This window comes from Synechococcus sp. MIT S9452 (genome assembly GCF_047304245.1).
GTDB lineage: Bacteria > Cyanobacteriota > Cyanobacteriia > PCC-6307 > Cyanobiaceae > RCC307.
Window position 1 is genome coordinate 1,646,925 of record NZ_CP138956.1, and the last position, 20,030, is coordinate 1,666,954.

At 61.2% G+C, this 20,030-nt stretch carries 20 protein-coding genes; 9 read left to right on the plus strand and 11 right to left on the minus strand.

The features are described 5' to 3' along the window. The 4 genes from SIB46_RS08680 to SIB46_RS08695 form a co-directional block, all read right to left on the minus strand. Nucleotides 1-969 carry a sigma-70 family RNA polymerase sigma factor gene (locus SIB46_RS08680; RefSeq protein ID WP_413295752.1) on the minus strand — a complete coding sequence of 323 codons (969 nt, stop codon included), beginning with the start codon at nucleotides 967-969 and terminating at the stop codon, nucleotides 1-3. A gap of 225 nt (nucleotides 970-1,194) precedes the next feature. After that, complete coding sequence (gene ppk1, locus SIB46_RS08685; RefSeq protein WP_413295753.1) at nucleotides 1,195-3,327, minus strand: polyphosphate kinase 1; 2,133 nt, start codon at nucleotides 3,325-3,327, stop codon at nucleotides 1,195-1,197. 33 nt (nucleotides 3,328-3,360) lie between these two features. Beyond that, nucleotides 3,361-4,575 carry an MFS transporter gene (locus tag SIB46_RS08690; protein ID WP_413295754.1) on the minus strand — a complete coding sequence of 405 codons (1,215 nt, stop codon included), beginning with the start codon at nucleotides 4,573-4,575 and terminating at the stop codon, nucleotides 3,361-3,363. Between the two features lies 1 nt (nucleotide 4,576). Continuing rightward, entirely contained in the window at nucleotides 4,577-5,068 is a 492-nt protein-coding gene (locus tag SIB46_RS08695; RefSeq protein WP_413295755.1) for a nucleoside deaminase, read from the minus strand. A gap of 50 nt (nucleotides 5,069-5,118) precedes the next feature. Between SIB46_RS08695 and moaC the strand changes: the two genes are divergently transcribed. Together moaC and SIB46_RS08705 are read left to right on the plus strand one after the other, a co-directional pair. Further along, nucleotides 5,119-5,610 (plus strand): cyclic pyranopterin monophosphate synthase MoaC, encoded by a 492-nt coding sequence (moaC, locus tag SIB46_RS08700; RefSeq protein WP_413295756.1) that lies wholly within the window; start codon nucleotides 5,119-5,121, stop codon nucleotides 5,608-5,610. Next, complete coding sequence (locus tag SIB46_RS08705) at nucleotides 5,603-6,856, plus strand: molybdopterin molybdotransferase MoeA (protein ID WP_413295757.1); 1,254 nt, start codon at nucleotides 5,603-5,605, stop codon at nucleotides 6,854-6,856. The genes moaC and SIB46_RS08705 overlap by 8 nt, the downstream gene beginning before the upstream one ends. A 1-nt stretch (nucleotide 6,857) precedes the next feature. Here the strand turns inward: SIB46_RS08705 and SIB46_RS08710 are convergent, their stop codons facing one another. Together SIB46_RS08710 and SIB46_RS08715 are read right to left on the minus strand one after the other, a co-directional pair. Then, a complete protein-coding gene (locus SIB46_RS08710) occupies nucleotides 6,858-7,304 on the minus strand; it encodes a molybdenum cofactor biosynthesis protein MoaE (RefSeq protein WP_413295758.1) in 447 nt (148 codons plus the stop codon). 4 nt (nucleotides 7,305-7,308) lie between these two features. Continuing rightward, entirely contained in the window at nucleotides 7,309-7,557 is a 249-nt protein-coding gene (locus SIB46_RS08715) for a MoaD/ThiS family protein (RefSeq protein ID WP_186548920.1), read from the minus strand. 37 nt (nucleotides 7,558-7,594) lie between these two features. On the opposite strand from SIB46_RS08715, the gene moaB reads away from it, so the two are divergent. The 3 genes from moaB to hrpB are packed head-to-tail and all read left to right on the plus strand — an operon-like array spanning nucleotide 7,595 to nucleotide 11,331. Next, nucleotides 7,595-8,098, plus strand: a complete 504-nt coding sequence (gene moaB / locus SIB46_RS08720; protein WP_413295759.1) for a molybdenum cofactor biosynthesis protein B — start codon at nucleotides 7,595-7,597, stop codon at nucleotides 8,096-8,098. Next, nucleotides 8,095-8,808: a sulfite exporter TauE/SafE family protein gene (locus SIB46_RS08725; protein WP_413295760.1), complete on the plus strand. Its 714-nt coding sequence runs from the start codon at nucleotides 8,095-8,097 to the stop codon at nucleotides 8,806-8,808. The genes moaB and SIB46_RS08725 overlap by 4 nt, the downstream gene beginning before the upstream one ends. A 3-nt stretch (nucleotides 8,809-8,811) precedes the next feature. Further along, nucleotides 8,812-11,331: an ATP-dependent helicase HrpB gene (gene hrpB, locus SIB46_RS08730; RefSeq protein ID WP_413295761.1), complete on the plus strand. Its 2,520-nt coding sequence runs from the start codon at nucleotides 8,812-8,814 to the stop codon at nucleotides 11,329-11,331. Here the strand turns inward: hrpB and SIB46_RS08735 are convergent. From SIB46_RS08735 to SIB46_RS08745, 3 genes are all read right to left on the minus strand, one after another. After that, on the minus strand, nucleotides 11,289-11,660 hold the full coding sequence (locus tag SIB46_RS08735) for a hypothetical protein (RefSeq protein WP_413295762.1): 372 nt from the start codon (nucleotides 11,658-11,660) through the stop codon (nucleotides 11,289-11,291). The genes hrpB and SIB46_RS08735 overlap by 43 nt on opposite strands. Before the next feature lie 70 nt (nucleotides 11,661-11,730). Beyond that, a complete protein-coding gene (gene moaA / locus SIB46_RS08740; RefSeq protein WP_413295763.1) occupies nucleotides 11,731-12,783 on the minus strand; it encodes a GTP 3',8-cyclase MoaA in 1,053 nt (350 codons plus the stop codon). Then, the gene (locus tag SIB46_RS08745; RefSeq protein WP_413295764.1) at nucleotides 12,758-13,348 is read right to left on the minus strand and encodes a molybdenum cofactor guanylyltransferase; all 591 of its coding nucleotides are present in this window, start codon (nucleotides 13,346-13,348) and stop codon (nucleotides 12,758-12,760) included. The genes moaA and SIB46_RS08745 overlap by 26 nt, the downstream gene beginning before the upstream one ends. A 209-nt stretch (nucleotides 13,349-13,557) precedes the next feature. Here SIB46_RS08745 and SIB46_RS08750 point away from each other — a divergent pair, with 209 nt between their 5' ends. Both SIB46_RS08750 and SIB46_RS08755 read left to right on the plus strand, forming a co-directional pair. Beyond that, the gene (locus SIB46_RS08750) at nucleotides 13,558-15,117 is read left to right on the plus strand and encodes a NarK family nitrate/nitrite MFS transporter (RefSeq protein ID WP_413297748.1); all 1,560 of its coding nucleotides are present in this window, start codon (nucleotides 13,558-13,560) and stop codon (nucleotides 15,115-15,117) included. A gap of 65 nt (nucleotides 15,118-15,182) precedes the next feature. Next, complete coding sequence (locus SIB46_RS08755) at nucleotides 15,183-17,402, plus strand: molybdopterin oxidoreductase family protein (protein WP_413295765.1); 2,220 nt, start codon at nucleotides 15,183-15,185, stop codon at nucleotides 17,400-17,402. On the opposite strand, the gene SIB46_RS08760 is transcribed toward SIB46_RS08755, so the two are convergent. Continuing rightward, nucleotides 17,383-17,838: a nitrate reductase associated protein gene (locus tag SIB46_RS08760; RefSeq protein WP_413295766.1), complete on the minus strand. Its 456-nt coding sequence runs from the start codon at nucleotides 17,836-17,838 to the stop codon at nucleotides 17,383-17,385. The genes SIB46_RS08755 and SIB46_RS08760 overlap by 20 nt on opposite strands. 240 nt (nucleotides 17,839-18,078) lie before the next feature. Here SIB46_RS08760 and SIB46_RS08765 point away from each other — a divergent pair, with 240 nt between their 5' ends. Beyond that, the gene (locus tag SIB46_RS08765; protein WP_413295767.1) at nucleotides 18,079-18,282 is read left to right on the plus strand and encodes a hypothetical protein; all 204 of its coding nucleotides are present in this window, start codon (nucleotides 18,079-18,081) and stop codon (nucleotides 18,280-18,282) included. On the opposite strand, the gene SIB46_RS08770 is transcribed toward SIB46_RS08765, so the two are convergent. After that, nucleotides 18,273-19,334, minus strand: a complete 1,062-nt coding sequence (locus SIB46_RS08770) for an anthranilate phosphoribosyltransferase family protein (RefSeq protein ID WP_413295768.1) — start codon at nucleotides 19,332-19,334, stop codon at nucleotides 18,273-18,275. The two genes, SIB46_RS08765 and SIB46_RS08770, sit on opposite strands and share 10 nt — an antisense overlap. Nucleotides 19,335-19,528: 194 nt before the next feature. On the opposite strand from SIB46_RS08770, the gene cynS reads away from it, so the two are divergent. Further along, complete coding sequence (gene cynS, locus SIB46_RS08775; RefSeq protein WP_413295769.1) at nucleotides 19,529-20,011, plus strand: cyanase; 483 nt, start codon at nucleotides 19,529-19,531, stop codon at nucleotides 20,009-20,011. The last annotated feature ends 19 nt before the right edge of the window (nucleotides 20,012-20,030 follow it).

Consider the following 20,030-nt stretch of genomic DNA (forward strand, 5'->3'; position numbering starts at 1 on the left):
TCAGGCGGCCTGTTGCTGGTTGGTGATCAGTCTGAGCTTGAGGATGGCTTTGGCTTCCAGTTGCCGCACCCGCTCGCGGGACACGTTGATCTGGCGACCAATTTCCGCCAGCGTTTGTGGTTCAGCGCCTTCGAGGCCAAAGCGCAATTTCAGGATTTTTTGTTCCCGCTCGTTGAGCTGGGTGATCCAGGTGCCCAGGTGTTCTTTTTGGATGCGCCGATCCATGCTTTCCATGGAGTCGTTGCAGGACGGATCTGGGATCAATTCACCCAAGGTGCTGCGGTCTTCCTCGCCGCGAGCGTGGGCATCGAGGGATGCGCAAGGGGCGCTCTGACTTAGGAGCTCCTCCAGTTCATCGGGCTCCATGCCCATGGCATGGGCAAGTTCCAGGCGGTTGGGTTGACGCCCAAAGCGGTGGGTGAGCTCCCGTGTGATGCGGCGCATCTTGGAGAGTTTTTCGCTGATGTGAATCGGCAGGCGAATGGTGCGGGCGCTGTTGTCAATGGCGCGCGTCATGCCCTGGCGGATCCACCAGTAGGCGTAGGTCGAGAACTTGTAGCCCATGGCTGGGTCGAACTTGTCGACCGCGCGCTCGAGACCGATGGCCCCCTCTTGCACTAAGTCCAGAAGCTCCAGACCTTGGTTTTGATATTTCTTGGCGACGCTGACCACCAGGCGCAGGTTGGCGGCCATCATGCGGTCACGGGCACGGCAGCCCATGCGCACCTGCTGGCGCTGCTTGGGAGTGCGCTCCTCAGCAGAAATTTCGCTGAGTTGCTTCATTTGCTGGACCTGGTGGGCCAGCTCAATTTCTTCTGCGGCGGTCAGCAGCGGCACTCGGCCGATATTGCTGAGATACCAACCAATGGAATCGGTACTAAGGCGACCTGAGCCGCGAGTTGATGAACGCGAGCCACTGCGATTCCGAGGCTTAGGCGCCTCAGATCGGTGCTCCAGTGGTGTCCCCATCACCCTGGTCTCCGAATTTAATTTGGCCAGAACATAGCACTGCTTCGACCACTTAAATGGTCCTATTAGGAAGACAATCTGGATTTACAGAAAGCAACTCGATCAGCGTTTCTGATCGCTAAGTAATTAATGCATTGATGCCCTTTTGATGCTTTGTCTCTAAAGCTTCAAAACTCTTTGGTTTTGATCGCAAATGGCTGGCAATGTGTGCGGGTTGCCACAGTTTCAGTGACCTTGGCCCTGTACGGAGCGCCATGTGTCCATGAGCTCCAGTTGTGAGTTGCGTTCTTCCTCTTGTGGTTGCCGCTGTGTGAACTGACCGTCGCTGCCCATATCCCAGGCGCCGCGGTTGTCTTTGAGATAGGTCTGCATTAGATCTTCGAGTTGGCTGCGTAGAACTGGATCATCAACGGGCGTCACCGCTTCGACCCGTCGGTCGAGGTTGCGGCCCATCCAGTCGGCACTGCCAATGAACACCTCGGCCGCTCCGGCATTGCCGAACCAGAAGACGCGCGAGTGCTCGAGGAAGCGGCCAATGATGCTCACCACGCGCACGCTCTCGCTCTGACCGGGAACCCCTGCTCTGAGGCTGCAGATGCCGCGAATGATCAGCTCAATCTGCACTCCGGCCTGGGAGGCCTCATAGAGCAGGGCAATGATGCCCGGATCCACCAAGGAGTTCATCTTGGCGATGATGTGACCGCCGCGGCCTGCCTTGGCATGGTCGATTTCGCGGCGGATCAGAGCCTCCATGCCGGAGCGCAGGCTCACGGGTGCAACCAGCAGTTTGCGGAACGTCTGCTGCTTGGAGAAACCCGTGAGGTAGTTGAACAACTCCACCAGGTCTTGCCCCAATTCAGGCCTGGCACTGAGCAAACCGAGATCGGTGTACAAACGTGACGTTTTCGAGTTGTAGTTGCCGGTGCCGATGTGCACGTAGGAGCGCAACTCTTCTTTTTCGCGCCGCAACACCAGAGTGATTTTAGTGTGGGTTTTGAGCCCGATGACCCCGTACACCACATGCACACCGGCATTTTCAAGCTGGCGGGCCCATTGGATGTTGTTTTCTTCGTCGAAACGGGCCTTGAGCTCCACCAGGGCCATCACCTGTTTTCCATTCTCAGCGGCGCGGATTAATGAACTGATCACGGCCGAGTCTTTTGAGACTCGGTACAGGGTCATTTTGATGCCGAGCACATCAGGATCATCGGCCGATTGATTGATTAATTCCTCAACCGATGAGGAGAACAGGTCATAGGGGTGATGCAGCAGAACATCGCCGCGTTTGAGCACAGCAAAGATGCTTTCAAACTCCTCTTCTGGGATCGAGCCATCGGCCAGCAAGGCTTTCTGCGCGCGCGCCAACGGCGCTGCAATGCGGGCCTTTTGGGGCTGGTCTTTGAACTTCGGCAGCGGCACGCCGGTGAGGGCGAAGAGATCGTCGAGCCCCAGTGGTCCACTGATTTGGTAGACGTCCTCCTGCTCGACCGCCATGCCTTCCATCAGCAGGCCGATCACATCGCTGGGCATGTCATCAGCCACCTCGAGGCGCACCACCTCCCCGCCCATGCGGCGTTTGCGCAGACCCTCCTGCAGCGCATTCATCAGGTCGTCCGCTTCCAATTCCCGTAGTTCGAGGTCCGCGTCGCGGGTGACCCGGAAGGTGTAGTGGGCCTCCACGCTCATGCCGGGGAACAGCAAGCCCAGGTTGTTGGCCACCACCTGCTCCAAGGCGATGGCGGTGTAGAGCAAGCCCTCTTGACCAGCCAGCTCAAGCGGCAGCTTGATGAAGCGCGGCAGATTCTTCTGGGGCACCTTCACCCGCGCAAATTGCTGCTCCCCGGTGTCGGGGTCCCGAATTAAGGCAGCAATGTTGAAGCTGAGGTTGCTGATGAAGGGGAACGGGTGGGCCGGATCCACCGCCAGCGGCGTCAGCACCGGAAAGATGGCGCTGCGGAAGTGCTGGTTGATCCAGGCGCGCTGCTCGCCATTGAGCTGCTCGTAATCGAGTACCTGCACACCGTGTTCAGCCAGTTGCGGCCGCAGGGTGTCGCGGTAGTGCTGTTGTTGCTGCTCCAACAGTGGTCGCAACTTGGCTTGGATCGCCGTCAATTGCTCCAGCGGGGTGAGGCCATCGACGCTTGGGGTCTCGATGCCGGCTTCCACCTGTGACTTCAGCGAAGCCACCCGCACCATGAAGAATTCGTCGAGGTTGTTGCTGAAGATCGCGCTGAATTTGGCCTGCTCCAGCAGTGGCGTGCGGGGGTCCATGGCCTGGGCCAATACCCGCTGGTTGAAATCAATCCAGGCCAGTTCCCGGTTGAGGTAGAGCTCGGGGGCGAGTTCAACCGACGTCATGGGGTTGCTGCAGGAATGCTTCTGGCCCGGAAGCTAGCCAGCTTGTTTAAAGCTTCCGTTAGCGCTCAAGGCAGCCACGCCGATCAGGAAGGCAGCAGCCAGCAGGAACGGACTGCTGTGACCCAAGAGCTCGTAGCTGAATCCCATCAGTGGCGGGCCCAGGAAACTGCCGAGGCTCTGCAGACCTTGCAGGCTGCCAAGCGCAGCACCTTGGCCGCCACTGCTGAGCCGGCGCGACACCAGGCTGCGCAGCGATGGCGTGACCAAACCAGTGCCGAAGGCCAGCAGGGCCACCGCTGGGAACACGACGCTTTGACTGCGCTCCACCGGGGCCAGCGGAATCATCAGGCAACCCACCAGCACCAGGCCCAGGCCCGCCAGGGTTAAACGCTGCTCGCCGAAGCGTTTGACCAGCGGGCCAATCAAGCCCCCCTGCACCACGGTGGCCACAACCCCCACGATCAAAAACGCCGTGGTGGCCGGGCCAGGTCCCCAGCCGAATTTCTGTTTGAAGAACAGCACCAGCACGGCCGTGAAGCCGTTGAAGGCCAAGAAGAAGAGGAAAAAGCCCAAACACAGCTGGCTCACCCGCGGGTTGCTGAAGACCCCCGAGAGTTGGGTGAAGGGGTTGAGGGCCCGTTTGCGCGGCAGCGGTTGGCGTTGATCCAGCGGGTGCGTTTCTGGCAGCAGCCGCAACACCAACAGCAGGTTTACAACAGCGATCAGCAGCGCGATCCAAACCGGCAGCGTGACGCTCCACTGGCTCAAGATTCCTGCAAAGGCCGGCCCGAGGATGAATCCCAAGCCAAAGGCCACACCGATCAAGCCAAAGGCTTTGGCCCGGTTTTCTGGGGTGCTGATATCAGCCAGCACCGCACCTGCGGTGGCCGCGGTGCCGCCACTGAAGCCATCGAGCAGGCGTCCGCCAAACAGCAGCAGCAGCGGCCAGAGGCTGCCATCGGGCCACGGCAGTTCCAAGGTCAGCCCAAACACCCCAAGCCCAACAACGGTTCCCGCCACACAGGTGGCAATGACCGGGCGCCGGCCAAAGCGGTCACTGAAGGCGCCGATGAGGGGCGTGGCGATGAACTGGGCCAAGGCGTAACTGCCGGCCAGCAAACCCAAGGTGGTGCCGCTGCTGGTGAAGCTCGCCAGCAAAAACGGCAGCAATGGGAAAACCAGGCTTTCGCTGACCCGGTCATTGAGCAGGGTGACGAAAACGCACAGCAGGGTGGAGGGACGCTTCAACTCAGGCGCTCTCCGGTTGAGCCATGCCGCGCTCTTTGCGCACCGTTTGCCAAACATCAACCGCTTGCTGGCGCAGCAGTTGCTCCGGTGCCATGGCTTGCTGCTCCGGCGGCAGGTTCATTTCGTTGATGGCTTCCGAGTCGTCGTAGAAGTCGCTGTAGTCCTCCCAGCCGGCGCCGTAATAGATCTTGCGGATGCCAGCCCAATGGGCTGCGCCGTAACACATGGGGCAGCAGCGGCTGCTGGCATAGAGCACGCAGCCACTGAGGTCCCAGGTTCCCAGTGCGCGACCGGCGGCACGAATGGCGTTGATTTCAGCGTGCGCAGTGGGGTCGCTATCGCCGTTGACGCTGTTGCCTTCGGCAGCAATCACAACCCCATCGCGCACGATCACAGCACCGAAGGGTTCGCCGCTGCGTTCTTCCAGGGCGGTTTGCCGTGAGATCTCGATGGCCAGGGCCATGAACTGTTCGTGCTGCTCGGCGCTCGACATCACCTGGGCTCAGGAATGACGCAAGCTTGGTGCATCAGCAGCTCAATCGGATGGTCGAGCCCAGCTTGAGCCACCTCAACGCCAGCGGTGAGGTGCACATGGTGGAGGTGGGTGATCGAGCCAGCACCGAACGATGCGCCACCGCAGAAGGCTGCATTGGCATGCAGCCCGAGGTGCTGGAGTTGGTGGTGCAGCGGCGTGCGCCCAAGGGCGATGTCTTGGCGGTGGCTCGCATTGCTGCCATTCAGGCGGCCAAGCGCACCTGGGAATTGATCCCTCTCTGTCATCCGATTGCATTGACCGGTCTTGAAGTCAGCATTGAACCGCTGGCGGATGGCAGTGGTTTGCGGCTGGAGGCATCGGCTCGCACCGTTGGTCAAACCGGCGTTGAGATGGAGGCGCTCACGGCGGTGCAGGTGGGTTTGTTGACCCTCTACGACATGCTCAAAAGTGCTGATCCGGCCATGACCATCACCTCTGTGCGCCTGCTCAGAAAGGAGGGAGGCCGCAACGGCCGCTGGCAATGTTCGAGTGATGGCTGAACCCTTTCCAGCCGAAGGCTTGCCCTTAGAGCAGGCTCGCCAGGCCGTGCTCGCAGCATTGTCGGCCTCGCCATTGGTGGAGCCGGTGCCTCTGCAGGAGGCGTTGGGGCGCTTGAGCGCTGCACCGGTGTTGGCCGTTGAGTCGGTGCCTGGATTTCGTGCTTCGATCCTCGATGGCTACGCCATCAGCACACCGGAGCCGCCAGCGTCTGGAACGCGTTGGCAGCTGGTGGGCCGTTCAGCGCCCGGGGCCCCCTATGGCGCTGAGCTTGGCGCCGGTGAAGCGATTCGCATCCTCACCGGTGCACCCTTGCCACCCGGGGCTCAGCGGGTGTTGCCCCAGGAGCAGGTGCAGTGCCCTACTGCCTCCACGCTCGAGCTGATTGAAGTGGTGTCAGATCAGCCCTGGATTCGCGCGGCTGATGAGGAGGCCAGTGCAGGCCAGCAGCTATTGGCTGCCGGCACCCGTTTGGGCGCAGCGGAACTGGCTCGCTTGGCATCGTGTGGAATCAGCCAGCTTGCGGTGACCGTGCGGCCGCGGCTAGGGCTGTTGATTACCGGGGATGAGTTGATTCCCCCGGGTGAACGCCGGCCCCCGGGAGCCATTTGGGAGAGCAACGGCACCCTGCTGGAGTCGTTATTGATTCGGCTGGGTTATCACGTGGCTCAGCGCCGGGTGGTGGCCGACGATCCGGCAGCGTTGCGGTTGGCCTTGCAGGAGCTGGCCGCTGGCTCGGATGTGGTGGTGAGCACCGGTGGGGTTTCCGCCGGTGACAGTGATTGGATTCGCCCCCTGCTGGCCGAGCTCGGTGAGGTGGCGTTTTGGAAGTTGTTTCTCAAGCCAGGCCGCCCGTTTGCCTTTGGCTCGCTGCAAGGGCCCAGCGGCCAAGCCATCCCCTTCTTTGGTTTGCCTGGCAATCCCGTGGCCGCAGCGATCACAGCCTTGCAATTGCTGTGGCCCGCCCTGCAACAGCTGGAGGGAGCCAAGCCCCAGCTGCTGCCCCGTTTTCAGCTGCCGTTGGCCCAGGACCTGCGCCGCCGCGCCGGCCGGCCGGAGTTAGCTCGGGCTCGCTTGCACGTGGATGGTTCTGGCGTGCCGATGGCTTGGCTGGAGGGCAGTCAGGCCTCCTCCCGCATTGGCTCGTTGCAGGAGGCGGATCTGCTGTTGGAGTTGCCTGCTGAAGCCACACAGTTGGTGTCGGGAACGTTGGTGTGGGCTCAACTGCTGCGGCTGCCGATTTTTTGAATCAAAGCGGCGTGTTGCCCTCGATCCAGCGGTGTTTGCCAGAGCGGCTGATCTCCTGTTTCCAGAACGGCGCGTCGTGCTTGATGGCCTCCAGCAGCGCTTGGCAGCAGCGCTGGGCTGGACCGCGGCGATCAGCGCTCACGGCCACCAGCACCAGGGCTTGATTGGGTGTCACCCGGCCAATGCGATGGCGAATCAGCACGGCGCGTACGCCGTGGCTAGCGGCTGCATCGCTGGCTAAGTGCTGCAGCTGGCGTTCGGTCATGCCTGGATAGTGTTCCAGCTGCATGGCTTCGAGCTCCTCAGTGCTGCTGCCTTGGCTGCGCATGCGGCCAATGAAAATCCCGGTGGCCGCGTTGCTCTGGTGGTGCGGCCATTGCTGCAGCTCAGCCAGTGGCTCGAAAGCGTTGCTGCAGAGCGCCACATCGATCGGGATGCTGCTGACCATGGCGTCAGCCACCACTGATCGGCGGCAGGAAGGCCAGCTCATCGCCTTGTTGAAGCTGTTGGCGCGGACTTTCAAATTCTTGATTGATTGCGACGCGTGTGCCGTCGGGAATGGCGTCTCCAAAGCCCAAGGCTTGCCACACGCTTAGGGCATCGGCGCCACTGGTGAGCGGCCATGATCGCTGGTCCCAGCCCGCCTGTTCTCGCAGAGCGGCAAACAACCGCACGGTGATGCTGCCTGAGCTTTGCTGCATCACGGCAGCCTAGGAATGGGTAAAGCACCCCCTGGCGATGGGACTTGCAATCGCACTGCTGACGGTGTCCGATACGCGCAGCTTGGCCGACGATTCCAGCGGCGATGCCCTGCAGCAGGCCCTACTCGCCGCAGGCCATCAGTTGCAGGAGCGCGAGCTGGTGCCCGATGACCGTTATGCGATTCGGGCGGTATTGAGCGCTTGGATTGCTGATCCAGCGGTGCAGGTGGTGATCAGCTCTGGTGGTACCGGGCTCACCGGTCGCGATGGCACGCCAGAAGCGGTCGCTCCGCTGCTCGATAAAACCATTGATGGCTTTGGTGAGCTGTTCCGGGTCCTGTCCTTCGAGACCATCGGCACCAGCAGCTTGCAAAGCCGTTGTTTGGCGGGGACAGCCAACGGCACGATCATTTTTGTGTTGCCGGGTTCCCTCGATGCGGTGACCACGGCCTGGGAGCGTTTGATTGCTGCTCAGCTGAATCCAGACACCCGCCCCTGCAATTTGGTGCAGCTGTTGCCCCGCCTGCGGGAACCGTCGTGATCGCCTTGGCGCTGGCGGTGGTGGCCTTTCTCTATGGCGCCGTTGGCCATGCCGGTGCCACCGGTTACATCGCTGTGTTTGCGTTGGCCGGCCTCGCCCCTGAGCAGATCCGGCCCACGGCTTTGCTGCTCAACGTGGTGGTGGCGAGCTTGGGAAGTTGGCAGTTTTGGCGTGCTGGTCATCTGCAGTGGCGACAGTTTTGGCCGCTGCTGCCCCTGGCGGTGCCTGCGGCTTTTTTGGGGGGATGGCTGGATGTGCCAACCCGAGGTTTGCGGGTGCTGTTGGGTGTGGTGCTGCTGTCGGCCGCCGTTCGTTTTCTGCTGCGTCCGCAGGATCCCGAGCAGCTCGCTCCTCCCGATCGCTTCAGCCTGTTGGCTACTGGTGGTGGTTTGGGGTTCATGGCTGGCCTGACCGGCACTGGAGGTGGTGTGTTTCTCAGCCCTTGGATGGTGTTGCGGCGCTGGTGCGGCACCCGCCAAGCCGCGGCGGCATCGGCCGTATTCATCTTGATGAACTCGATCGCAGGGCTCTTGGGTTTTTGGCGCTCAGGCCAACCGCTGCCGTCTGTGCCTTGGGCGTGGTTGCTGATCGTGCTGCTAGCTGGAGGGGCCGGTGCCTACGTGGGTAGTCATCGCTGGGCCGTTCCCACCATTCGCCGTTTGCTGGCCCTAGTCACCGGGTTTGCGGGCAGCAAGTTGCTGCTGGGTTGAGCCATGGCTTCTTCTGCTTCGCTGCCGATTGAGCCGTTGTTGCCGCAGCTGCTGGAGACGTTGCGCGTCCATGGCCGGCTGGTGCTGCAGGCCCCGCCTGGAGCGGGCAAAACCACGCGGGTGCCGTTGGCCTTGGCCGCGGCTGAACCTTGGAGCCAAGGCCGGGTGCTGGTGCTGGAACCGCGGCGTTTGGCCGCCAAGTTGGCCGCGCGCCAGATGGCCCGCAGCCTGGGGGAAGCCGTTGGTGAAACGGTGGGTTATCGCGTGCGGCTCGATAGCTGCGTTGGTCCCAACACCCGCGTGGAGTTGGTGACTGATGGGCTCTTTTTGCGCCTGTTGCAGGAGGACCCAGCCCTGAGCGGTGTCAGTGCAGTTCTGTTCGATGAAGTGCATGAGCGGGGCATTGGCAGTGATCTGGCCTTGGCGCTCACCTGGCAGGCCCGCCAGCTGCTGGTGCCAGATCTCGCGGTTGTGGCGATGTCAGCCACCCTGGCTGCCGAGCCGTTGGCGCGGTTGCTCGATAACGCCCCGGTGCTCAGCAGTGAGGGTCGGGCTTTCCCGGTGGAAACCATTTATGCCGAGCGGCCAGCTCCGGATCAACCCAGTCCGCGAGCGATTGCGGATCAGGTGCGCCCGGCGATCCGGGAGGCCTTGGCGATGCAGCAAGGCAGCGTTTTGGTGTTTCTGCCTGGTCAGGCGGAGATCCGTCGTCTGATGGAACAGCTGCAGGACGCCTTGCCGGCTGACGTGGAGCTCACGCCCCTGTTTGGTGATCTCGATGCGCGCGCCCAGGACGCGGCGGTGGCCGCCGCGGTGCCAGGTCGCCGCAAGGTGGTGCTGGCCACGGCCCTGGCGGAAAGCAGCCTCACCATCGATGGCATTGAGGTGGTGATTGATGCGGGCTGGAGCCGGGTGTCGCGGTTTGACCCCAGCACCGGTTTGGCGCGGTTGTTGACCGAAAAAGCTGCCGTGGCCCAAGCCGATCAGCGCCGCGGCCGCGCGGGTCGCTTGGGCCCAGGTGTTTGTTGGCGGCTGTGGACTGCTGTGGATCAACAGCGCCGGCCGCTGCAGCCCCAGCCCGAAATTCTCAGCAGTGATCCCGCTCCATTGGCCTTGGAGTTGGCCCTTTGGGGGGCAGCTGAGGGGGAGGAGTTGGCGTTCCTTGATCCGCCGCCTTCAGGACCTCTGCAGCAGGCCCGGGTGTTGTTGCAGGAGCTGGGTGCCTTGCTGCCCAATGGCCAACCCACCCCTCGCGGCCGCGCCATGGCGGCCTTGGGCTTGCACCCGCGCTTGGGGGCCATGGTGTTGCGCGCCGCTGATTTGGAGCTGCCGGCCACTGCTTTGAACCTGCCGCCGTTGTCCGCGGATCAGCGGCAGGCCTTGGCCTGTGTGATGGCGGCGCTGCTTGGCGAACGGGATCCCTTGCGCCAAGACGCCGTTGGTGCCGACCTTTGCCTGCGGCTTGATTTGCTGGAGCAGCGAGGCCGAGCTGGTGCGGTGGCACCCATCCGTCAGCTGGCGCTGCAACTCCGCCGTCAGCTGCGTTTGCCCAAAAGCATTCCTTTGCTGCCTGAGGGCTGGGCAGCGTGGGTGGGGATTGTGTTGGCCTTGGCCTATCCCGATCGCTTGGCGTTGCCGCGGGCTCAGGAGCGCCCTGGCGTGATGGTGCTCAGCTCTGGCCGTGGTGCAGCTCTGGAGCCGCAGGATCCCCTGGCCGCCAGCGAAGCCTTGGTGGCGGCCCATCTCGATGGCGACCGCCGTCAGGCCCGCATCTGGTTGGCAGCACCGCTGCCCCGCGCGGCCTTGGAGCTGTTGCAGCCCGAACAGCTCCTTGATCACGACGTTGTGGAGTGGGATGACGAGCGTCAGCAGGTGATGGCCCGCCGGCAGCGCCGCCTGGGTGCGTTGCTGCTTAGTGATGCCCCCCAGCCCCAGCCGGATGCAGCGGCTGTGCAGGCCGTGCTGCTGGAGCAGCTGCAGCGCCGCGGTTTGCAGTGGCTTGGTTGGACGCCAGCACAGCTGCAGTTGCGCGGCCGGCTGGCTTTTCTGCATCAGCTCGAGCCTGAGCTCTGGCCAGCGGTGGATGAGGCGAGCCTGCTGGCTGAGCTGGAGCTCTGGCTTGGCCCGCATTTGGAGGGCGTACGCAGCGCGGCGCAGCTGCAGGCCATTGATCTGCAGGGGGCCTTGCTGGATCGCTTGGATTGGCGTGCTCGCAGCCAACTCGATGCCCTGGCCCCGTTGCGTTGGACCTTGCCCAGTGGCCGAAATGGGCGCATTGATTACAGCGGCGAAGAGCCGGTGCTCAGCAGCCGGCTCCAAGACTTTTTTGGCCTGCAGCAGACGCCGCGTCTGGCGGGTGGACGCCATGCCGTGCTGGTGCATTTGCTCTCACCGGCGGGTCGTCCGGCTGCTGTGACCCGCGATCTGGAGAGTTTTTGGCAGCAGGGCTATCCGTTGGTGCGCAAAGACCTGCGGGGCCGTTATCCCAAGCACCGCTGGCCGGAGGATCCGACGCAGGCTTGAGCCGGCCGTGAAGGCAGGCGCCGCCGCACTGGAAGGATGCGGCTGACCCAAGGGCTGCGGCGATAGCCCCGGCGCTGGCTCAAATAGCGCTCGTCGGCGGCGATCAAATCAGCAGGATCGTCGAGATCCACGCCCCCATAGAGAAGATTCAGCAAACGATCGGGCTCGATCTCGAGGGCGGCTGCCTCATCCCAAAGCCGCTTGCTCCGCTTGGGATTGGCAAAGACGAATTGCGCGCGGGCAATGTCTTTGCACAGCCGCATGACCAGTTGCTGTTCCTTGCGTTGCTGAGAGGTGCTGCTGCCGCGGCAGAGGGAGGAGGGAATCATCAACCGTATCTTTTGCTACAGCTTGATCGGCTCAAGTGCCAACTGGCATCGGTGTTCTCACCTAAATCCCTCAGCCGCCTAAATAAGCCATCTCAGCTGGCTGTCTGATTTCCCCTTGGCGTTGGTCGCGCTCTTCGCTGTAGCGATCGGTGCGCTGCTGCCAGATGGCCTTCAGAGCGTCTTGCAGTTCGTAAGTGCTGCTGTCTGGGGCGAGGAATGGGCGCAGGTCATGGCCCTGCTCGGCAAACAGGCAGGTGTAGGCCATGCCTTCAGCGGTGATCCGTAGGCGGTTGCAGTCGCCGCAGAAGGGTTGGCTTATTGAAGCCACTGCCGCCACGTGCCCTGCGCCATCGCGGTAACGCCAGCGGCTGGCGGTGCCGTGTTGGGGCCGGCCTAACGGTTCTAGTGGCCAGCGCTGTTGCAGTTGGCTGAGGAGTTCGCTCGCCGGCACCACCTCTGCTGCTGACCAGCCGTTGCGGTTGCCCACATCCATGTATTCGATTAGCCGCAGCTCCACGTTCTGCTGGCGCGCCAATTCGGCCAGGGGAAGTAGCTGATCGTCGTTGCGGCCGCGCTGGATGACGCTGTTGATCTTGATGGCGCCGGATTCGGCGTGGAAGCCAGCGGCTTTGGCTGCAGCAATGCCTTGCAGCACGCGTTGCAGTAGCTGTTCGCCATGGCGCTCGCCCCCTTGCAGGCCGGCCATGCGGCTCACGCTGGCCCCGGTGGCCCCATCGAGGCTGATGGTGATGCGATCCAGGCCCGCTTGTTTGAGTTGCTCGGCTCGGCAACCGTCCAGCAGCGTGCCATTGGTGGTTAGGGCCACCTCCTGCAGATGATGCAACGGGTCGTGGCGGCTGTTGCGGCCCTGCTGAATCGTTTGCAGCAGCTCATCCAATTCAGGGGCGAGTAGCGGTTCTCCGCCCGTGAGCCGCAGGGTGGTCAGGCCCAGTTCGCAGCAGGCACGGATCAGCTGCAGCCGTTGGTGCAGCGAAAGACGGCTGTCTTCGCCGCCATCGGGTTGGCAGTAGGGACAAGACAAATTGCAGCGGGCCGTCAGCGACAGCCGCAACACCCCCAAGGGCCTGTTGTGTTGATCAATCAATCGCCCTGGAGTCGTCATTGGGGTGATTGCAGTTGCGCAGTTGCCCTGGCGGCAGGCTCACGGCTCGGTAGGGGATTTGCTCGAGCCAGGCCATCCAACTGTTCTGACCGGCGGCGAGTGTTTCCAGCATGGATTGGCGTTGTTTGCTTCCGCCCGGATAAATGCCCAGCAGGGGCTGCAGGCGTTCGCCGTCGTGGGCTACGGCTGCTGCAGTGGGTTGCTGCTGCCAGCTGCTGATGAGTTGCTGTAAGCCATCAGCCTGCAGATCGGGCATGTCCACTGGTGCGATCAGCAGGGCTTGCTGCTGATCGGCGGGAAACACCGGTGCAATGGCTTGAAGCGGGCCTGCCCCTGGTGTGGCATCGCGCTGCACGCTGACCCCTTGGCTTGTTTGCAGTAGCTGTTCATGGCTGGGGTGGATGGTGAGCACCAGCACCGGGAGATCCAGGCTGTTGAGCAGGCCCGTGATGTGCTCCAACCAGGTGCCACCAGCGGCATGGGGAAGTAAGGCCTTGTCGCGGCCCATGCGCCGGCTGACCCCACCGCTAAGAACAACAGCCTGCAGTGCGATTTTGGTAGCCATCACAACAGTTTGATGGTCAACACTTCGCGGGTCCTGGTGAAAACGTTCGGCATGAACTGCTTGATGTTTACTTTGTATCATTAAGTACTTTTAAGAGACCCCCAAGCTGATCCAATAGCGGGGTGGGCGACTTGTTTTGGTAACGCCCTAAATCCGCTGCCCGAGCGTTCCATTTTGAGCTCAGGGTCTGTTTATTCACCTTGACTCTCATGCTTGGCGACATTTGGTCGTTCCAGGGGAGATATCGCACGCTGCATCTCACCTGGTTCGCCTTTTTTCTCACATTTGTTGTTTGGTTCAACCTGGCTCCCCTCGCCACCACGGTGAAGGCTGACCTGGGTTTGACCGTTGGCCAAATCCGCACCGTGGCGATCTGCAACGTTGCGCTCACTATCCCGGCGCGTGTGCTGATCGGGATGCTTCTCGACAAATTCGGTCCACGGCTGACCTACTCCACCTTGCTGGTGTTTTCGGTCATCCCTTGTTTGATGTTTGCGTCCGCGCAAGATTTCAACCAGTTGGTGGTGTCTCGCCTGCTGCTTTCCATCGTTGGTGCTGGCTTTGTGATCGGCATCCGCATGGTGGCCGAATGGTTCCCGCCCAAAGAAATCGGTTTGGCTGAGGGCATCTATGGCGGTTGGGGCAACTTTGGCTCCGCATTCTCTGCCTTGGCTCTGGTTGGTGTGGCCGGTTGGCTGTCCTTCTCAGGTGGTTTTGAGCTGCCCACCGGTGCGGTCTTGAACTGGCGCGGTGCCATTGCCCTAACCGGCATCATCTCGGCTGTTTATGGCGTTATTTATTACTGCAACGTCAGTGATACTCCGCCTGGGAAGGTGTATCAGCGTCCCGAAAAAACAGCTGGTCTTGAAGTCACCTCCATGCGTGATTTCTGGGGTTTGCTTGGCATGAATGTGCCTTTCGCGGCCATTCTTTGTGTTCTCTGCTGGCGCCTTCAGAAGGTTGGATTCCTCAATGCTTCCACCTATCCATTGGCTCTCTTGGCAGTTTTGGTGTGGTTTGCCTTCCAGACCTGGGGGATCGTTCGCACCAACCGTGAGCTGATCATGGGCACCAAGGAATATCCCAAGGAAGATCGCTACGAGTTCAAACAGGTGGCGATCCTTGAGCTCACCTACATCGTCAACTTTGGTTCTGAACTGGCGGTGGTCTCGATGCTGCCCACCTTCTTTGAAACCACCTTTGACCTGCCCAAGGCCACCGCTGGAATTCTGGCCTCTTGCTTTGCTTTTGTGAATCTGGTGGCCCGCCCTGCAGGTGGCTTGATCTCCGATCGCCTGGGGTCCCGTAAAAACACCATGGGCTTCCTCACCTTCGGCTTAGGTGTTGGTTATCTGATCATGAGCATGATCAAGCCCGGCACCTTCACCGGTTCCACCGGCATTGCTGTTGCTGTGTTGATCACGATGCTGGCCTCCTTCTTTGTTCAGGCCGGTGAAGGAGCCACCTTTGCTTTGGTGCCTCTGGTGAAGCGTCGCGTCACCGGCCAGGTGGCTGGTTTGGTGGGCGCCTACGGCAACGTTGGCGCCGTGACATACCTCACCATCTTCAGCTTGCTGCCCATGTGGATGGGTGGTGGCGCTGAGCCCACACCTGAGATCATTGCTTCCTCCAACAGTGCCTTCTTCCAGGTGCTCGGTGTGGCTGGTCTGGTTGTGGCCTTCTTCTGCTTCTTCTTCCTCAAAGAGCCCAAGGGTTCCTTTGCGGAACTGCATGAAGGTGAGGCTGCTCAAGTTCAGCCTGCTTCCTAAGCAGTTGCTAGTTCGTGCCCAGGGTCGAAAGATCCTGGGCTTTTTGTTTTTTAAAAGCGCTTGCCGTGGCTGATTCGGTAACCAGTCAGTGTCCCTACTGCGGGGTTGGCTGCGGTTTGGAATTGCTGCCTCCCGCGCAACCGGGCAGGCCCGTTCGTCGTGATGGCGAGGGCCATCCCATGTGGTCCGCCCGTGGTGATCGTGCCCATCCCTCAAGCCAGGGCCAGGTCTGCATCAAAGGGGCCACGGTTGGCGAGACCTTGGCGGGTGGACGACTCAGTCAGCCCCTGTATCGCTCCTCACTGGAGGATCCGTTCGAGCCCATCACCTGGGACAACGCCTTTGATCTCTTGGCTGGACGTATCCGCAGCACCCTGGCGAGCAAAGGTCCTGGGGCGATTGCGATGTATGGCTCCGGCCAGTTCCACACTGAGGACTATTACCTGGCGCAGAAGCTCTTAAAAGGCGCCATTGGTTCCAACAATTTCGATGCGAACTCGCGCTTGTGCATGAGTTCCGCGGTGGCTGGCTACACCCGCAGCCTTGGTTCTGATGGCCCGCCGTGCTGTTACGAGGATCTCGATCACTGTTCGGTGGCCTTTCTGATTGGCACCAACACAGCTGAATGCCATCCAGTGCTGTTCCAGCGCTTGTTGAAGCGCAAAAAGAAAGATCCCAAGGGCCTCACGATTGTGGTGGTGGATCCAAGGGCGACGGAAACAGCCAAGATCGCTGACCATCACTTGGCGATTGCACCAGGGACAGACCTGATGCTGCTGCACGGATTGGCGCGCTTGATCCTCAAAGATGCTGGCTTCAATGCCGACTTCATCGATGAGGCCACCGAGGGCTTTGCCGCGTTCTCTCAGGCGGTGGAGTCCTGGACCCCGCGGCGGGTGGCTGAGGCCTGCGGCATCACTGAAAAGCAACTCAGGGCGGTGGCCCGGTTGTGGTGCCGCAAACCAGCGGTTCTGAGTTTGTGGTCGATGGGCGTCAACCAGCGCCGTGAGGGCACGGCAGTCGTTGGCGGTTTAATCAACCTGCATCTGCTCACCGGTCAGATCGGCCATGCCGGAGCTGGACCGTTTTCCTTGACCGGCCAACCCAACGCCATGGGTGGCCGCGAAGCCGGCGGCTTGGCCCATCTGCTGCCCGGTTATCGGCTGGTGGGCAATGCCGACCACCGCGCTGAGGTTGAGCGGGCCTGGGGTTTTCAGCCTGGATCGATTGCGGCTCAGCCTGGTTTGGCTGCTGGTGAGCAGGTGGAGGCGATGGAGCGCGGTGAGCTCGATCTTTGGTGGGTGGCGGCCACCAATCCCTTGGTGAGCATGCCGGAGTTGGACCGGCTTAAGGCAGCGCTGCGCAACTGTCCTTTGGTGGTGGTCAGTGATGCCTACGCCGATACCGAAACCTCCCATTACGCCCACTTGCTCTTGCCAGCGGCGCAATGGAGCGAGAAAGCCGGAGCGATGACCAATTCCGAGCGGCGCATCACCTATTGCCCGGCCTTCCGCCAACCCCATGGCGAGAGCCGCGCCGATTGGCAGGTGTTCGCAGAACTCGGACGCCGGCTCGGCTTTGAGCAGCAGTTCAGCTACGACTCCGCAGCTGAGGTGTATGCCGAATTTGCGGCTCTGAGCGCTGGCCGTTTATGCGATGTCTCTGGCCTCAGCCATGCCTTGCTGGCCGAGCACGGACCCCAGCAGTGGCCGTTCCCCAGTGGCAGTGAACCCACCACAGAATCCAAGCGGCTGTACAGCGATCACCGCTTTGCCACGCCGTCGCGGCGGGCCCGTTTCATGGCCGAGCAGCCACTGGGCTTGGCCGAACCACCTTGTGAGGCTTATCCCTTGGTGCTCACGGTGGGCCGCTATTTGGGCCATTGGCACACCATGACGCGAACGGCCAAGGTTGAGCGCATTCAGTCGATGCATGCCGAACCGCGCCTTGAGGTGCATCCCGACGATGCCAAGCGTTTTTCCCTTGAGGCCGATGGCATTGCGGCGATCACCTCGCGCCGCGGCACGCTCACAGCTCGCATCACCATCACCGACCGCATTCGCCCGGGTTCGGTGTTTTTGCCCATGCACTGGGGATTCACCCAGGAGCATGCCTGTGAAGCCAATGCCTTGATGCACGGTGAGGCCTGTCCGATTTCCAAGCAGCCAGAGCTCAAGGCCACAGCCGTGGTGGTGGCGCCGGCGGTGTCGGTGATTCGTCCGCAAGAGCAGACCGGCAATCGGCTCGAGTCGTTGCGGCGCTTGCTTAGCCCAGCACTTCGCTGAAGGCGGCCGGCAGGTTGTGGTGATCGTGGCCTGGTCGGGCCAGCTTGCAGAGGGCAAAGCGCTCCAGTTCATCGAGCTTTGACCAGGCGTTGGCATCGAGCTCAACGCCCTGCTGTTGAGCCGCATCAATCAACTCAGCAGGAATGCGGTTGGGCTGTTGCCATGGCTCAGCGCAAGCTGGAGGCAGGTTTTTGGCTATGCCATCAGCCATTGAGCTGGTGCAATCACGCAGATGATCACGCAGTGCATTGAGCTGCTGGTGCTCATCAGGCCAATCCACAAGTTGTTGGCGTTGCTCCTGACTCAGGGCCAACCAATGGTTCAACTTCAGCTTGAGGCCGATGAGATCGAGTTTGCGGCGAACACAGAGAGGGATGCAGCGCCAGCTACCGATGAAATCGTGCTCAAAAGCAAAACAGTGGCTGGCTTGATTCATCGCAATTTGGTGTCGGTTGTGGCTTATTGATGCTCCGTTTCCTGGCAGTTTTAGCTCCTCGTTGGAGCATCATTCATGCGTTTGGCCATCGCCATGGGTCTTCTTCTTGGAGCTTCCCACGGTTGGTTTGCCGTTGATCAACGCATGGTTCAGGCAGAGCCTGCTTTTGTGTCGATTTATACCGACTCTTGGGTGAACTGAAGAACGGTTTCATAGTGAAGCCATCAAGATTTGATTTTGATGGCAGGTCAAAGTGCAGCGTCGGTCGGTTCAGGCCGTCATCCCATCACCATCGCCGCTGGCTTTCTTGGAGCCTTTGTCGTGGGTTCTTTGGCGGTTCAACTGCTGAGAACGGCTGATCCAGTGGCTGTTTCGCCAGCCCAGGTGGTGGCTCCGGTGACTGCCCATGCCGCCAGCCTGTGGCAGCCCCTCGCTCAGCCCTGAGCCAAGGCAGCCTGAACGGCGCCCAAGTGGTTGAGGGCTTGGCCTGAGTTCAGCAATTCTCTGGCGTGCTCAAGCCCTTGCTCCAGGCTGTCTTCACAGCCCGCCTGCCAGAGATAGGTGCCGGCATTCCAGCGCAAGGCGGTGGCCAGCTCGCCTTGCCCGCCCAGAGCTGCTCTGGCCTGATCGCTCCAGACCTCAAGCCCTTCCCACAGTTGGTCATGGCCGTAACAGCCATGGTCACGGGGGTGAAGGATTTGCCGCTGCTGCTGGTTGTTGCTGCAGCGGGCGGTGACGCAGGCCCTGCTGATCGGTAGATCGGTGCTGCCCTCCAAGCCTTTGACGGTCAACACATCGGGTTCATCGGCGAGCTTGAGTGCTTCCCAGGCCCTGGCTTCGGTTGGGGGATGAACAAAACCGCTTACCAGCAGGTGCTCACCCTGGTGGGAGGTCCACAGCAGTTCAAGGCTGGCAACAGGTGGCCGTTTGCCGAGATCTTCCCGGTACGGGATCAGCGTTTCAGCGGCTGGAAAGTGATCCGGTTGATGCACCAGGGCCAAATTGGTGGCATCGAGACAGCCCTGCAGCGCTTCCAAGCTGCGGCCAGTCCAGCTCACTCCCAGGGAGCTGAAGAGTTCTGCGCTGCTGACGCCATATTTCACAGGCATGCGCCCAGCGCCCTGCAGCACAACTGGCAGGCCTGCGGCCGCTAAGACAAGAGCCGTGAGGGGATAGATCGGTGCGGTGCGGCTGCGGCCATCAAATGGCATGCCAAAGCTGATCGCCTTGGTGGTGGTGCTGAGCTTGGGTCCGCGCTGCCGATACACATCGAGCATGCCGGTGAGCTCTTGGGGCTCAGGCCGGCGGATGCGGTGGGCGATTAAAAAGGCACCGATTTGGGCTGGTGTGGCTTCCTCATCGAGGATCAGTTCGAGAGCATGCCTGGCTTCTTCGCGGCTGAGCCCTTTGCTGGTGTGCTCACCGCTGCCAACTTTGCGCAGGTAGGCCTTAAACGTCTCCCGCCCACTGACCGGCGAGCTTGGCTCTGCGGCCATGACTGCTCCTCCGCGCTGCAGGGATCCTGAAGAGCCGAGGGGGCCCTTTTGAGTATCAACCGCTACCAACGGCTTCTTTGCCGGGTAGCAAGCGTTGCTGTTGGGATCAAAGAATTACCCGAGATTGATGGCTGAAAAGCGGCAACTTTTTAGAACGCTTTTTCTCTTAAAACATCTAATTTGCCCTTTCCGTTATGACGTTGACCCCTTCGCTGACGCCCAGCCTGGCGGCGCCATCAGCTGACACTGTCACGGCCACACTCTTGGCTGCCAAAAAGGCGAAAGGACTCACATTTGCTGCGCTTGGTTCGTTGCTGGGCCGTGATGAGGTTTGGGTTGCCTCTCTGTTTTATGGTCAATCCACAGCCTCAGCTGCAGAAGCTCAGCAACTGGCTGAAGCCTTGAATCTTGATCCTGCGATCACCGAAGCGCTGCAGAGCTACCCCACCAAAGGCTCGCTGGAGCCTGTGATCCCAACCGATCCGCTGATCTACCGCTTCTACGAGATCATGCAGGTCTATGGCATGCCGATGAAAGATGTGATCCAAGAAAAGTTTGGTGATGGCATCATGAGCGCCATTGATTTCACCCTCAACATCGACAAGGTGGAAGATCCTGCTGGTGACCGTGTCAAGGTCACCATGTGCGGCAAGTTCTTGCCTTACAAAAAGTGGTGACTATCTCAGCTTAGATAGC